This is a genomic window from Chelatococcus sp. YT9, from assembly GCF_018398315.1.
In the GTDB taxonomy this organism is placed as follows: Bacteria; Pseudomonadota; Alphaproteobacteria; order Rhizobiales; family Beijerinckiaceae; genus Chelatococcus.
Map to the genome: position 1 here is coordinate 2,447,112 of NZ_JAHBRW010000001.1, position 13,689 is coordinate 2,460,800.

Below are 13,689 nucleotides of genomic sequence, written 5' to 3' on the forward strand. Positions count from 1 at the left end.
GCTTCCTCGGGGGCAAGAATGCGCAGCATTGTCAGCGATGGGGCCGTGTATGTTCGTGCGAGCAAAACGTGGCTGGGAAATTCCCGAACGTGAAGCCGTTGAAGAGGCGATCTTCCTCAACCGCCGTGCTTTCATGGCAGGCGGTACCGCGGTGGCGCTGGCCGCGAGCGGGCCGGCACTGGCCGCCGGCAGTCCTTATCCAGCACCCCGCAACGATCGCTACAAGCTCACCCAGCCGGTGACGCCGGAGAGCTACAACACCAACTACAACAATTTCTACGAGTTCGGCTTCTCCAAGCGTGTGGCCTCGGCTGCCGAGGCGCTGCCGATCTCGCCCTGGACGATCAAGATCGACGGCCTCGTGGAGAAGCCATTCGAGATCGCCTTCGAGGATCTCCTGCGGCGCGTGACCTTGGAGGAGCGCCTCTATCGCCATCGCTGCGTCGAGGCATGGTCGATGGCGGTGCCTTGGACGGGCTTCCCCATGCGCGCACTGGTCGATATGGCGCGACCGCTCGGCTCGGCCAAATATGTCGTGATGAAGACCTTCCTCAATCCGAAGGTGGCGCCCGCGCAGAAGCAGACCTGGTATCCTTGGCCCTATACGGAAGGTCTCACCATCGCCGAGGCGGCCAATGAACTCACCTTCATGGTCACCGGTGCCTATGGGAAGCCATTGCCAAAGGTGATGGGCGCGCCGATCAGGCTCGCGACGCCCTGGAAATATGGCTTCAAGTCCATCAAGTCGATCGTCGCCATTTCCTTCTCGGAAAAACGTCCGGTCAGCTATTGGGAGAGCCTGCAAAATTCCGAATACGGATTCTGGGCCAACGTGAACCCCGATGTCGCTCATCCACGCTGGAGCCAGGCGCGCGAAGAGATACTGGGCACGGGCGAATACCGGCCGACCGTGATCTACAACGGCTACGGCGAGTTCGTGGCTGACATGTATAAGGGGATGGAAGGGGAGCGCCTCTTTATGTAGGGGCTCCGGTACCGCAGGGGCGGTGTGGCAGACGGTTGGGCCTGGGCCTTACCCGGATCGAACACCGCCTAGCACGCTCAAGCAGACCCCACAAAGAAAAGGAGCCGGATCTCCGCTAGGGAAATCCGGCCCGAGTTAATGTCTGACCGTAGTCAGAACACTTCCAGAGGGGAACGGCCGAAAACAAGCTCTACGCCGGGAGGTGGTGCGGAGCCCAACGTCTTCAGCCACGATCAATATGATTGAGTTTCTGCCTTTTTGCAATGCAACATGTGGCATGACTGCTATGCAGTTGCCGCATATTTAGTCGGTAAGTCTCCCTTATCCCGGCATAAGCTTGCCCTTCATGCGACGAGGCGCGCCGGAAAATGTAATTATTTTAGATCGTTACGGGATTCGGAGCGCGGCTGCGTCCGAGGGTAAGAAAGCGTTGACTCCGCTCAAAAAAATTTAACGAGGTTCTCTCTCGGAGCAGCGTTTAACGCTAAAACCAGTCCATATTAGACGCAATTGGTATTTTGATACCGCGAATCGCTTGGGGAATATTCGATCTAGCGTCCATACGAGAGGTGCACATTCCGATTGTTGGGCTCGTCCCATTGTTTCGGTGAGGGTGCGAGGGATGCACCCACGTCTGCCCTCTGATGCATGGATCGATTGCGCGACGCAACCTGCTGATTTTTTAGGCATGTAGATGTGCCGGACGAGCTGCTGCGTCTCGAAACGATCTAGGAGTCATCCGGCCCCGTCAGCGAGCACGGATTTGCCAAAACCACGGGTTGGTCAGGCACCCTCTTGGCTTCTGTCGTGTTCAAGGGTTCCCGCTCAGGGCCTGCCGCCGACGGCGTAATGACGCGGTATTTCGGATGCGAAACCGCAACAGTCTGCGGTTAGGCATCCCGCCTGCAAAGCTGCTCGATCAGTAGGTCCAGCGCTGGGCCTTGCTGATCAGGAAGTCGCGGAAAACCTGCACGCGCGCCACGTTCTTCATTTCCTCCGGAAAGACGAGGTAGCTATCGAGGGATGGCATCTCGACGTCGGTCAGGATCTGCACGAGGCCGAGTCCGGGCTCGACGAGATAGTCGGGAAGAACGGCGATTCCGGAGCCCTTTTCCGTCGCCTTCTTGAGCGCGGTGATATTGTTGACCACGAGGTGATAAGCACGCGGATCCTTGACATCACGACCCGCCGTCGCGAGCCAGTGGGCGGCAAGGAGGTAATGCGGTATGGCGCCGCCGAATGTCAGGATGCGGTGACTGTCGAGATCGGCGAGCTTGTCCGGCTGGCCGAAGCGCTTGAGATACTCCGTGGACGCATAGACGTGGAAATGCACGGTGAACAGCCGCCGCTGGATCAGATCCCCCTGCACCGGCTGGCGCAGACGGATAGCAACGTCGGCCTCGCGCATGGAGAGGTCGAGCTCTTCATCGGTCAGGATGAGTTCCACGCGCACGTCGGGGTAAAGGTCCAGGAATTCGCCGAGGCGCGGCGTCAGCCAATGCGAGCCGAGGCCCAGCGTCGTCGTGACGCGCAGATTGCCGGAGGGCCGTTCGCGGGATTCGGCGAGGCGGGCGCGGGTGGAATCCAGCCGCATGGTCATATCGCGCGCGGCACGGAATAGAAGCTCGCCCTGCTCGGTCAGGATGAGGCCGCGGGCATGGCGGTGAAACAGGGGTGCCTTCAGCTCTCGCTCTAGAGCGCTGACCTGCCGGCTGACGGCAGACTGGCTGAGGCCGAGATCATCGCCGGCCCGGGTAAAGCTCCCCGCTTCGGCAACGGTATAGAAGATACGAACTTTGTCCCAATCCACGGCCGCCCCCCGGGCGTTTCTTCGTTATCACTGTGATGTCATCGAGCGTGATCATTCGGCCGCCCGAAGGTCGGCTTCGCGCGTGACAAGCCAGCGCTCGGCCTCGAGCGCGGCCATGCAGCCGAGGCCCGCGGCTGTAACCGCTTGCCGGAAAACTTCGTCCGTCACGTCTCCGGCAGCGAACACGCCTGGTACCGACGTCGCCGTAGAACCGGGCACGGTGCGAATATAGCCGGAGGGGGTCAGCTCGAGCTGGCCAACGACGAGCTCGCTTGCGGGCTTGTGGCCGATCGCGATGAACACGCCGTCTGTGTCATGCTCGGTGACTTCGCCCGTGTGGACATTGCGCAGGCGCACACCGGTCACGTTCAGCGGCGCCTCATTGCCGCGAATTTCGTGCAGCTCGCTGTTCCAGACGGCCTCGATGCGTGGATGCTCGAACAGCCGCTGCTGGAGAATCCGCTCGGCGCGCAGGCTGTCACGACGATGCACCAGCGTGACCTTCGCGGCGATCTGCGCGAGATAGAGCGCTTCCTCGACAGCCGTATTTCCGCCGCCAACCACGATGACCGACTTGTTGCGGAAGAAAAAGCCGTCGCAGGTGGCGCAAGCTGACACGCCGAAACCCTGAAATTTCTGCTCTGACGGGAGGCCGAGCCAGCGGGCCTGTGCACCCGTTGCGATGATCAGCGCGTCCGCCGAATAGGTGTCGCCACCGTCGCCCTTGACCTGGAAGGGCCGGCGGCTGAGGTCGATCGAAGAAACATGGTCGTTGATCAGCTTGGTGCCGACATGCTCTGCCTGAAGGCGCATCTGTTCCACGAGCCACGGGCCCTGAATGACATCCGCGAAGCCGGGATAGTTCTCGACATCCGTCGTGATCGTAAGCTGCCCGCCCTGCTGCAGTCCCGTGACCAATACCGGCTCAAGCATTGCCCGCGCTGCATAGATCGCAGCCGTATAGCCTGCCGGCCCGGAGCCGACGATCAAAACTTTACTATGCGTGTGGCTCATGATCCGGTCCAGAACGCAGCAGCCCAACACGCTGTCTGCGGGTGCGGCCTGAAGGGCGCGAGAAGGGTTACAAATTTGAACGATACCGCTTGAAAGCAGCAACGATCGCATCCGCTATAGTCACGGTTGAATTTAATGGTAGGTATGCTCCCAGTTCAAGCCTTCCGGCGAAAGGACGCACAGCTCCTGCGGACGTGAGGCCTTCCAGCAACGCTTTAATCTTCCGGTGGCCCCCAGAGGGTTCATAAACCAGGATCGGCACTCCCGTGACCGCCGCTTCCGCGACCATATTCGCCGAATCGGCTGTCACCACGACCGAATCGGCGAGCGCCAGCAGCGCTATATAGGGATTATCCCCTTGGCCATCCCAGATGTAGCCCCTGGCCCGCGCGACGATCTTCGTGACCGCCTCGGCGAGGGCAGGGGGCGTCCGTCGCGACAGGGTAACCATGAGGGATACGCCCGATGCGGCGAGCTCGCCGAGAAGATCGGCAAAACGGCTGATGTCCTCGGCTGTGAAGCGGTGGTGCCGGCTGTCGCCACCCACGAGCACCGCGGCACGCGGTTCGGTCAGGTCCGCGAGAAAGCGGGGTGGGGCTGCGCGCACGGCGGCAAGGCGTTCGGTCGTGATGCGATGCGGGCTTGTGAGCGTGGCGATCACGTTCTCGCCGCGCAGGCTATCATGTGCCGGCACCCAGATGAGATCGGCGGCACCGGCGCCGGTGCGCGGGTCCTTGAGGATCACGGTGAAGGTGCGGCCGCGCGACGCGCGTTTCACATGCCTGACATAGGCGATAGCGCGCCGGCCGGAGGCGATCAGAATGTCAGGAAACGGAGGCGCGATGGGGCTTCCGGGGCGCGATGGTGCCTCGCGGGGATCGATCGGTCCATAGGGCATCGCCCAGGAGAACGGCGGGCGCGGCGCGACCCGCCGAACGGAGGGGGTAAGGCCCAGCGCTTCTGCGATCGCGAGGCACTGTCCTTCGTCGCCGATCTTGCCATCCGTCACCACCCATGACGTTGTATCAGCCGGCAGAATCACGACAGGCTCCGGTTAGGCTGCGCATGGTCGGCTATCGCCCGACAGCCGCGCTTGTGTCAGTCTGCTCATCGGTCTACACAGCCTTCGCACCTGCGGGAAGGGATGGTTTCCCCTTGCGTTTCACTTTGGACGATACTGACTGGAAAATCCTGGCGGAGTTGCAGTCCGAAGGACGCATAACGAACGTCGAGCTTGCTAAGCGCGCGGGTCTGTCCGCTCCTCCCTGCCTCAGGCGGGTGCGCGCACTCGAGGAAGCCGGGCTCATCAAGGGCTATCGCGCCATTCTTGACGAAAGACAGCTTGGCTACGAGGTGACCTGCTTTGCGATGGTCCATCTTGCAAGTCAGGCCGAGAACGATCTCGCCCAGTTTGAAGCGCGTATACGTGCCTGGCCGCTGGTGCGGGAGTGCTGGACCCTGTCCGGCGATATCGACTATCTCCTGAAATGTGTCGCGCCGGACCTCAAGTCCTTCCAATCCTTTGTTCTGGAACTGACCGGGTTGCCCAATGTGCGCAATGTGCGCACGGCCGTCACCCTTGATCAGGTCAAGGATGCGCCGATCATGCCTTTTCCGGACAAGGAAATGGTGTGAAGCGTCAGTTGTGGAAGTAGCTCTTCACCCACCGGGCGAAGTTCTTGGACAGGCTCACAAGCCGCAACTGATCAATATTCGGCAGGTACCAGGCGCCAGCTTCCTCTGCCGGCAAGGCGAGGAGAATGTGTTGCTTGGCGAGGGTCTCGCCCGTGGATGAGATAACGAAAGCATCGCCTTCGAGATAGTCGTTCGAGCTGCCGCCATCCATGGGCAGATCACCGCCGTCGCCCCCAACATAGCTCGTCAGCGTCACGCCGGTGATGACGACCTGCAACGTCGCGCCGTTCTTGGCGGTCGTTCGCCGATCCGCGAACTCCTTGGTGAGTTGGGCGGTCGTAGCCTGCTGGATGATGGCCGCCCACTCGGGCAGCCCCTTGGCCTGCAACGCGGAGACATTCACGTCGATGGTGGAATATTGCAACGTCGCGGCGACATTGGCAGGAAGGCTGACGTCACCTTTCGACACGCAAGCTGCCAGAGCGAGGGCTGCCAGTATGCCGGCGGCGGCGGTGCGACGTGATACGCTACCCATGACGATCCCTCCTGCTCACTCATTCAACGCGAAGTCCAGGCTCGCGGTTCGCTTCAGCGCAGAACCGTTCACTCTGTGGCGCACGAGGCGCTAGATGAAGGCGACTTTGACGATCTCGTAGGACTTGCCACCGCCGGGCGTATTGACCTCGACCGTGTCGCCCACGGATTTGCCGATGAGCGCGCGAGCAACAGGGGACGTGATCGACATCTTGCCGCGGCGCACGTCTGCCTCGGGCTCACCCACGATCTGATAGACCCGCTCTTCCTCGGTGTCCTCATCGACGAGCGTGACCGTCGCGCCGAACTTCACGCTCTCGCCGTCGAGCTTGCTGACATCGATGATATCAGCGCGAGAAATCAGGCCTTCGAGCTCCTGGACGCGGCCTTCGTTGAGCCCCTGGGCTTCCTTGGCCGCATGATACTCGGCATTCTCAGACAGATCGCCCAACGCGCGCGCTTCTGCGATCGCCTGGATGATGCGCGGGCGCTCTTCCTGCTGGCGCTGCTTGAGCTCCGCCTCCAGTGCAGCGTAGCCCGCCGCGGTCATCGGGATCTTCTCCATTCGTCCTTCTCTCGCAATACAACGTCGCCCCCCGGCCGTCCCCACCGCTTGCGTGGGGTGGTCCGAACCCGGGGTTCCAGGTCGGGATATTAGGCTACCGGGGATGCGACGGGATTAATGAAAACTCTGTTTGCCGCGATTGGCGGTCGGTCAACTGCGGGCTGGCCAATAATCCTGCAATGCACGCACCTCCAGTTCGCCATCGAGATAGGCCTTGATCCCCTCGGCGGCAGCGGCAGCGCCTGCAAGAGTGGTATAGTAAGGTACCTTATGCAAGAGGGCGGCCCGACGCAGCGAACGTGAATCCGAGAGAGCCTGGGCGCCTTCCGTGGTGTTGAAGACCAGCTGAATGCCGCCGTTCTTGATGGCGTCGACGACGTGTGGGCGCCCCTCGAGAACCTTGTTGATGCTCGTCGCCACGATGCCCTTATCCTCAAGAAAGCGTTGCGTGCCGGAGGTCGCGACGATCTTGAAGCCGAGGCCGGTGAGGAGCTTCACGGTCGGCAGGATGCGTTCCTTGTCCACATCCTTCACCGAGACGAAGACCGTGCCCGAGGTCGGCACCTTGGTTCCACCGCCGAGCTGGCTCTTGGCGAAGGCGACGCCAAATGACCGATCAAGGCCGATGACCTCGCCGGTCGAGCGCATCTCCGGCCCGAGCAGCACGTCGACGCCGGGGAAGCGCGCGAACGGGAACACCGCTTCCTTCACCCCGATGTGCTCCAGCTTCTTAGGCTTGAGGTTGAAGACCTCGAGGGCTTCGCCCGCCATGACGCGCGCCGCGATCTTGGCGATGGGCTCACCGATGACCTTGGCGACGAAAGGTACCGTCCGCGACGCGCGTGGGTTCACCTCAAGCACGTAGATCGCGCCATCCTTGATGGCGTATTGCACGTTCATCAGGCCGCCGACTTCGAGCGCGAGCGCGAGCGCCTTTGTCTGGCGCTCGAGTTCGGAGAGGAGGTTCGAATCGAGCGAGTGCGGCGGCAGGGCGCAGGCGCTGTCCCCCGAATGAATGCCCGCTTCCTCGATGTGCTCCATAATGCCGGCGATATAGACGCCCCGGCGATCTGACAGCGCATCGACGTCGACCTCGATGGCATCCGAGAGGTAGCGATCGAACAGGAGCGGGTTCTTGCCGAGTAGCGTGTTGATCTGGCCGGTCTTGTCGTTGGGATAACGGGCCTTGATGTCATGCGGCACAAGCGCGGGCAGGCTGTCGAGCAGATAGCTCGACAGCGCGTCCTCGTCGCGGATGATGGCCATCGCACGGCCACCGAGCACGTAGGACGGGCGCACGACGAGCGGCAGGCCGACTTCCGCGGCGACAAGGCGGGCCTGTTCCACGGAATAGGCGATGCCGTTCTTCGGCTGTTTCAGGCCAAGCCGGTCGAGCAGGCGCTTGAACCGATCACGGTCTTCCGCGAGGTCGATCATGTCAGGCGAAGTTCCCAAGATCGGCACTTTTTCCGCTTCCAGCGCGCCGGCGAGTTTCAGCGGAGTCTGGCCGCCGAACTGCACGATGACGCCATGCAGCCGCCCGGCCTCGCGCTCGGTGTCGATGATTTCGAGCACGTCCTCGGCGGTCAGCGGCTCGAAATAGAGACGGTCCGAGGTGTCGTAGTCGGTCGACACAGTCTCCGGGTTGCAGTTGACCATGATGGTCTCGTAGCCGGCGTCCTTCAGAGCGAAGGCCGCATGACAGCAGCAATAGTCGAACTCGATGCCTTGGCCGATGCGGTTCGGCCCGCCGCCCAGAATGATCACCTTGTCGCGGTTGCTCGGCAGAGCCTCATCCGCCGGCGTGCCAGCGAAGGGCGCGGCGTAGGTCGAATACATGTAAGCGGTCGGCGACGCGAACTCCGCGGCGCAGGTGTCGATGCGCTTGAAGACCGGGCGAATGCCGAGACCGCGGCGTGCGGTCTTGACTTCGGCCTCCGTTTGGCCAGCGAGCACAGCAAGGCGCGCGTCTGAAAAACCCTGCGCCTTCAGTTTGCGGAAAGCGCGCGGGGTGGTCGGCAGCCCATGGGCGCGGACCCGGGCTTCGGTTTCCATCAACTCCGCCAGTTGTTCCAGGAACCACGGGTCGATGCGGCACGTGTCGTGGATCTGCTTGAGGTCCACACCCAGACGGATGGCCTGGGCCACGATCAGCAGACGGTCGGGCGTTGGGGTGCCGAGAGCTGCCTTGATCGCGTTGCGATCGTCGCCCTGGCCGAGCCCCGGTATCTCGATCTCGTCAAGGCCCGTCAGGCCGGTTTCGAGAGAACGTAGAGCCTTCTGAAGGGATTCCTGGAACGTGCGGCCGATCGCCATCGCCTCGCCAACCGATTTCATCGCGGTCGTCAGGGTCGGCTCGGCGCCAGGAAACTTCTCGAAGGCGAAGCGCGGGATCTTGGTCACCACGTAGTCGATCGAGGGTTCGAAAGAGGCGGGCGTGGCACCGCCGGTGATGTCGTTGGCGATCTCGTCAAGCGTGTAGCCGACGGCGAGCTTGGCGGCGACCTTGGCGATGGGAAACCCCGTGGCCTTCGAGGCAAGCGCCGAGGAGCGCGACACGCGCGGGTTCATCTCGATCACGATCATGCGGCCGTTGGCGGGGTTGACCGCGAACTGCACGTTGGAGCCGCCGGTCTCGACGCCGATCTCGCGCAGCACCGCCAGCGAGGCGTCGCGCATGATCTGGTATTCCTTGTCGGTCAGCGTCAGTGCCGGGGCGACCGTGATGCTATCGCCCGTATGAACGCCCATCGGGTCGATATTCTCGATGGAGCACACGATGATGCAGTTGTCCGCCTTGTCGCGGACGACTTCCATCTCATACTCCTTCCAGCCGAGGACGCTTTCCTCGATGAGCACCTCGCTGGTGGGGGAGGCGTCGATGCCGCGCTCGACGATGTCGATGAACTCGCCCTTGTTGTAGGCGATGCCGCCGCCCGTGCCGCCCATGGTGAAGGAGGGGCGGATGATCGCCGGCAGGCCGATGTCGTCAAGGGCTTCGAGCGCCTGGGGGAGGGTCTTGATGTGATGCGAGCGAGGCGTATCGAGGCCGATCTTGGTCATCGCCTCACGAAACAGCTCGCGATCCTCGGCCTTGTCGATCGCCTCCGCCGTGGCGCCGATCATCTCGACATCGAATTTCTCGAGGACGCCCATCTTCCGCAGCGAGAGAGCGCAGTTCAGCGCCGTCTGGCCGCCCATGGTCGGCAGGAGGGCGAAGCCGCCAGGAATGGCGTTGCGTTCCTTCTCGATGATCTTCGCTACGATCTCCGGGGTAATCGGCTCGACATAGGTGGCATCGGCGAGATCGGGATCGGTCATGATCGTCGCCGGATTGGAGTTGACCAGAACGATTCGATACCCCTCGGCCTTCAACGTCTTGCAGGCCTGGGTGCCTGAATAGTCGAACTCACAGGCTTGTCCGATGACAATCGGACCCGCGCCGATGATGAGGATCGTGGAGATATCGGTGCGTTTGGGCATGGTCGTCCGGTATTGTCCTGGCTCGTGAACCCGTGCTGTCGCGAGGCCTGGAAGAGGTCAGGCGACAGCATGAGCGCTTCTTATATCTGAGTGTGCGGCTCAACGCGAAGAACGGTTGCCCGTCGTCCGTAGGGCCTACACCCGGCGTGGCAGCGCGATCCGCCTCCGCACATCCCGGGACACGTTTGGCCAGGATGAGCGCGCGGACCGCAAAGTTCGAGAATAACGTCGGCTGAAGCTGTCGTTTACACGGGCTCGCGCGGCAAAGGAAGCCCTAAAGGCGTCTGGTGATGCATCGCACACATGCATTGGTAATCCTCGGCGGTTCTTACGTGCGCTTGACGGGAAAGGCGATTGGCAAAGCGGTAGCCGAGGCGATATGGCAAGGTTACGCGCCATGTGCCGTGATGACTGGGCTGAAGGTGCGCGCCGAAGAGACCTCATGAGCGATCGTCCGTCCTTCATCGCCCGTCACGCTGCCGATCTCTCCCGCCAGGTCGGGAGCTTCGTCGTTGTCGGCCTTCTTGCCGCGGTCGCGCATTTCGGCACCCTGATCGGCCTGGTCGAGCATTTCGGACTGCCACCGGTGCCCGCCACGCTCATCGGCTTCATCGCCGGGGGCATCGTGTCCTACATTCTCAACCGCAGCATGACCTTCGCGAGTAGGCGCCCCCATCGCGAGGCGAGCTGGCGTTTCGCCGTCGTGGCGAGCGGCGGTTTCGGGCTCACCTTCGCGCTGATGTATGTCTTCATCCATCAGTTCGCGTTGCCTTATCTGCCGGCGCAGGTCGTGACGACCGGCATCGTGCTTGTCTGGAATTTCCTCGGCAACAAACTCTGGACTTTCGGGGCCGGGCCGGTGTGAGGGGCGTCGCAGCCGTCGGGTGGGAGCCACCTGAAGCTGGTCCGACGGAAATCTCGGCTGGCCAGGGTCGCATTGTCTCCAGCGCGCAACCCCACCCGACCTCGGTGACGCAAGGTCGCCCTCCCCCCACGGGAGGAGATCAGCGCCCCGCGTCTCACCCTGCTACAGCCGTCGCTACTCGCGCTGCCGCGGCCGCTGCTGCCGGGTTCGGCTCGGCGATAATCAGCATGCGATCCTGGTTGTGGCCGATATTCGGGCGTTGCCGTCGGGCGGAAAAGCCTGCGGCGGCAAGCGCCGCGATGATCTCGCCCTCGCTGTAATGGGTCAGACCGAGCTGCCCGCGCAGCTTCCGGTAGTCCGACAAGGCGGTGCGGACCAGCCCCAGACAGGCGGCGCCCAGAAATCCGCCAGTCCATCCGAAGCCAAGCAGCGCCTTCACGTCAGTCAGCGGGCTCACACCGGGTTGCAGAATATCGGCCAGCACGAGGCGACCATTCGGCGCCAACTTGTCACGCAATGTGGCGAAGACTGACGCTGCCTCATCCTTCTTCAAATACTGCAGGACCGAGTTGATGATCACCAGATCGAACGAACCGGCGGGTAGCACGGCGATATCCTCGGGAGAAGCGACATGGATGTTCGTGCTGGCGGCGAAGCGCTCGCTGAGCTTATCGCGGACCCGAGGGGCGGCGTCGACGAGAGTGAGTGTCCGGCATTGTGCCGCGATCGTGGCCGCTGCAAGGGCTTCTCCGCAGCCGTAATCGAGCACGCGCGCCTCGCGGGACGGCAGAAGTTTGATGATGTCCCGCGCGATCAGGCGATAGTGCAGAAGCTTGTGGCGCTCATTGACATAGATCGGCGTATCGGAATTCCAGAAATCGGTCCAGGTCATGAGCTTGCACCCGCGATTAGCGGCAAGCACTGTGGCCCGTCACCATGCATCGAGCAAGCCGCCTTTTGTGCCCGTCAACGGGTCTGTTCCCGGCTTTGGCACCTTGGCGATTCGCGTGCGGGCGGCCTCATAGGCGGCGGGGTCGGCTTTGATCAGGTCGTAGCCGCAACCAGGCGGATAGGCGCCGACGACGAGGAAGTCCTCGGACGCTTCGATGCACATGTGCCCAACACCGGCGGGAATGACGACGACATCGCCCGCATTCACGTCGAAATCCTGGCCGTTCTCCCCACCGAACCTCACACGGCCGTGCCCCTGCGCAATGCCGAGCACTTCGTGGGTGAGGGAATGATAGTGATGATAGGGGAAAATCCCGTTCCGCCAGCTATCCGTCCAGCCGTTGCCGGTGAAAAGATCTTCGAGCCTGCCGGCCGGATCATCGAGATCAAGACGAGCGGCCTTCCGATAAAGGAGGAGCGGCAACCCGTTATTCGGAACCCGGCCATCACCGCTGAAGGTGAAGCTTTGCGGCTCGGTTGCTGGATCGTGTCCCATGGCGGCGGCTCCCCGATTGTCCTTCCCGATGGAACCGGACGAAGCATCCGGCTCGGGAACAACGAAGAACGCCGCCGTTGGTTCAGGATGGGCGTCGTCTAAGTCTGCCTGGCCTTCTTCTCGCTCTCGATGAGCGCGACGAAGCGATCGAACAGGTAGTGGCTGTCCTGTGGACCGGGCGAAGCCTCGGGATGGTGCTGCACCGAGAAGGCCGGACGGTCCGTCAAGGCGATGCCGCAGTTCGAGCCGTCGAACAGCGATACATGGGTCTCCACCGCGTTGGCCGGCAGGCTGTCGCGATCCACCGCGAAGCCGTGGTTCATCGAGACGATCTCGACCTTGCCGGTCGTCTCGTCCTTCACGGGGTGGTTCGCGCCATGATGGCCCTGGTGCATCTTGGCGGTCTTGGCGCCGATGGCGAGCCCGAGCATCTGGTGGCCGAGGCAGATGCCGAAGGTCGGCAGCTTCTCGTCGAGGATCCTGCGGATTACGGGGACCGAATACTGGCCCGTCGCGGCCGGATCGCCGGGGCCGTTGGCGAGGAACACGCCATCCGGGTTCAGCGCAAGGATGTCCTCGGCGGAGGCCGTCGCCGGCATGACCGTCACCTTGCAGTCGCGCTCGGCGAGGAGACGCAGAATGTTGCGTTTCACGCCGTAGTCGATCGCGACGACATGGTACTTGGCCTCGCCTTCGCGGCGGCCATAGCCGTTGTCCAGCGTCCAGGGCGTCTCGTCCCACTCGTAACGCTGGGTGGTGCCGACCAGCGGCACCAGATCGAGCCCGTCCATGGAAGGCACTGCGGCGGCCTTCGCCTTGAGGGCGTCGATGTCGAAATTGCCGTCGGGATCATGGGCTATGATGGCATTTGGCATGCCCTTATCGCGGATGAACGCGGTCAGCGCCCGGGTGTCGATTCCGGAAAGGCCAACGATGCCGCGCGCCTTCAGCCACTGGTCGAGATGACGGCTCGCGCGCCAATTGGCGGGTGAGGTCACGTCCGCATGGACGACGACCCCGCGCACTCCCGAAGAGGCGGCCATGTTGACCGTCTCGATGTCCTCATCGTTGACGCCGACATTGCCGATATGCGGGAAGGTAAAAGTGATGATCTGGCCGGCGTAGGAGGGATCCGTGAGAATTTCCTGATAGCCGGTCATGGCTGTGTTGAAGCAGACCTCGCCAGGTGCCTCGCCCGTGGCCCCTAGCCCGAAGCCTTCCAGTACCGTGCCATCCGCCAGCACCAGCAGCGCGGTCGAGCGCGGCTCGGTCCAGCCGGCAACGGATTGCGCGCCGGAGTGGAGGCCGCGGTCAGCATCGTCTTGCAGCGTCGCCATGTTCCGTTTAAGCC

General features: G+C 62.6%; 12 protein-coding genes. 3 read left to right on the forward strand and 9 right to left on the reverse strand.

The genetic code is table 11. The features are described from left to right. Positions 1-49 precede the first annotated feature (49 nt). On the forward strand, positions 50-985 hold the full coding sequence (msrP, locus tag KIO76_RS11130; protein ID WP_213323334.1) for a protein-methionine-sulfoxide reductase catalytic subunit MsrP: 936 nt from the start codon (positions 50-52) through the stop codon (positions 983-985). A gap of 919 nt (positions 986-1,904) precedes the next feature. Here the strand turns inward: msrP and KIO76_RS11135 are convergent. The 3 genes from KIO76_RS11135 to KIO76_RS11145 all read right to left on the reverse strand — a co-directional run bounded on the left by KIO76_RS11135 (position 1,905) and on the right by KIO76_RS11145 (position 4,851). Next, the gene (locus KIO76_RS11135) at positions 1,905-2,795 is read right to left on the reverse strand and encodes a LysR family transcriptional regulator (RefSeq protein ID WP_213323335.1); all 891 of its coding nucleotides are present in this window, start codon (positions 2,793-2,795) and stop codon (positions 1,905-1,907) included. A gap of 51 nt (positions 2,796-2,846) precedes the next feature. Then, complete coding sequence (gene trxB / locus KIO76_RS11140) at positions 2,847-3,812, reverse strand: thioredoxin-disulfide reductase (RefSeq protein WP_213325220.1); 966 nt, start codon at positions 3,810-3,812, stop codon at positions 2,847-2,849. Between the two features lie 64 nt (positions 3,813-3,876). Then, positions 3,877-4,851 carry a mitochondrial fission ELM1 family protein gene (locus KIO76_RS11145; protein ID WP_349629373.1) on the reverse strand — a complete coding sequence of 325 codons (975 nt, stop codon included), beginning with the start codon at positions 4,849-4,851 and terminating at the stop codon, positions 3,877-3,879. Between the two features lie 113 nt (positions 4,852-4,964). On the opposite strand from KIO76_RS11145, the gene KIO76_RS11150 reads away from it, so the two are divergent. Further along, positions 4,965-5,444: an Lrp/AsnC family transcriptional regulator gene (locus KIO76_RS11150; RefSeq protein WP_213323336.1), complete on the forward strand. Its 480-nt coding sequence runs from the start codon at positions 4,965-4,967 to the stop codon at positions 5,442-5,444. A gap of 4 nt (positions 5,445-5,448) precedes the next feature. Here KIO76_RS11150 and KIO76_RS11155 read toward each other — a convergent pair whose 3' ends face one another. The 3 genes from KIO76_RS11155 to carB all read right to left on the reverse strand — a co-directional run bounded on the left by KIO76_RS11155 (position 5,449) and on the right by carB (position 10,026). Then, a complete protein-coding gene (locus tag KIO76_RS11155; protein WP_213323337.1) occupies positions 5,449-5,979 on the reverse strand; it encodes a hypothetical protein in 531 nt (176 codons plus the stop codon). A gap of 90 nt (positions 5,980-6,069) precedes the next feature. Next, positions 6,070-6,543 (reverse strand): transcription elongation factor GreA, encoded by a 474-nt coding sequence (gene greA, locus KIO76_RS11160; RefSeq protein WP_213323338.1) that lies wholly within the window; start codon positions 6,541-6,543, stop codon positions 6,070-6,072. Between the two features lie 150 nt (positions 6,544-6,693). Continuing rightward, a complete protein-coding gene (gene carB / locus KIO76_RS11165; protein WP_213323339.1) occupies positions 6,694-10,026 on the reverse strand; it encodes a carbamoyl-phosphate synthase large subunit in 3,333 nt (1,110 codons plus the stop codon). 442 nt (positions 10,027-10,468) lie between these two features. On the opposite strand from carB, the gene KIO76_RS11170 reads away from it, so the two are divergent. Then, a complete protein-coding gene (locus tag KIO76_RS11170; RefSeq protein ID WP_213323340.1) occupies positions 10,469-10,891 on the forward strand; it encodes a GtrA family protein in 423 nt (140 codons plus the stop codon). 154 nt (positions 10,892-11,045) lie between these two features. On the opposite strand, the gene KIO76_RS11175 is transcribed toward KIO76_RS11170, so the two are convergent. From KIO76_RS11175 to carA, 3 genes are all read right to left on the reverse strand, one after another. Further along, positions 11,046-11,783, reverse strand: coding sequence for a class I SAM-dependent methyltransferase (locus KIO76_RS11175; protein ID WP_213323341.1), 738 nt, complete (start codon positions 11,781-11,783; stop codon positions 11,046-11,048). Between the two features lie 39 nt (positions 11,784-11,822). Beyond that, a complete protein-coding gene (locus tag KIO76_RS11180) occupies positions 11,823-12,338 on the reverse strand; it encodes a cupin domain-containing protein (RefSeq protein WP_213323342.1) in 516 nt (171 codons plus the stop codon). A gap of 98 nt (positions 12,339-12,436) precedes the next feature. Then, positions 12,437-13,675 (reverse strand): glutamine-hydrolyzing carbamoyl-phosphate synthase small subunit, encoded by a 1,239-nt coding sequence (gene carA, locus KIO76_RS11185; protein ID WP_213323343.1) that lies wholly within the window; start codon positions 13,673-13,675, stop codon positions 12,437-12,439. Positions 13,676-13,689 lie beyond the last annotated feature (14 nt).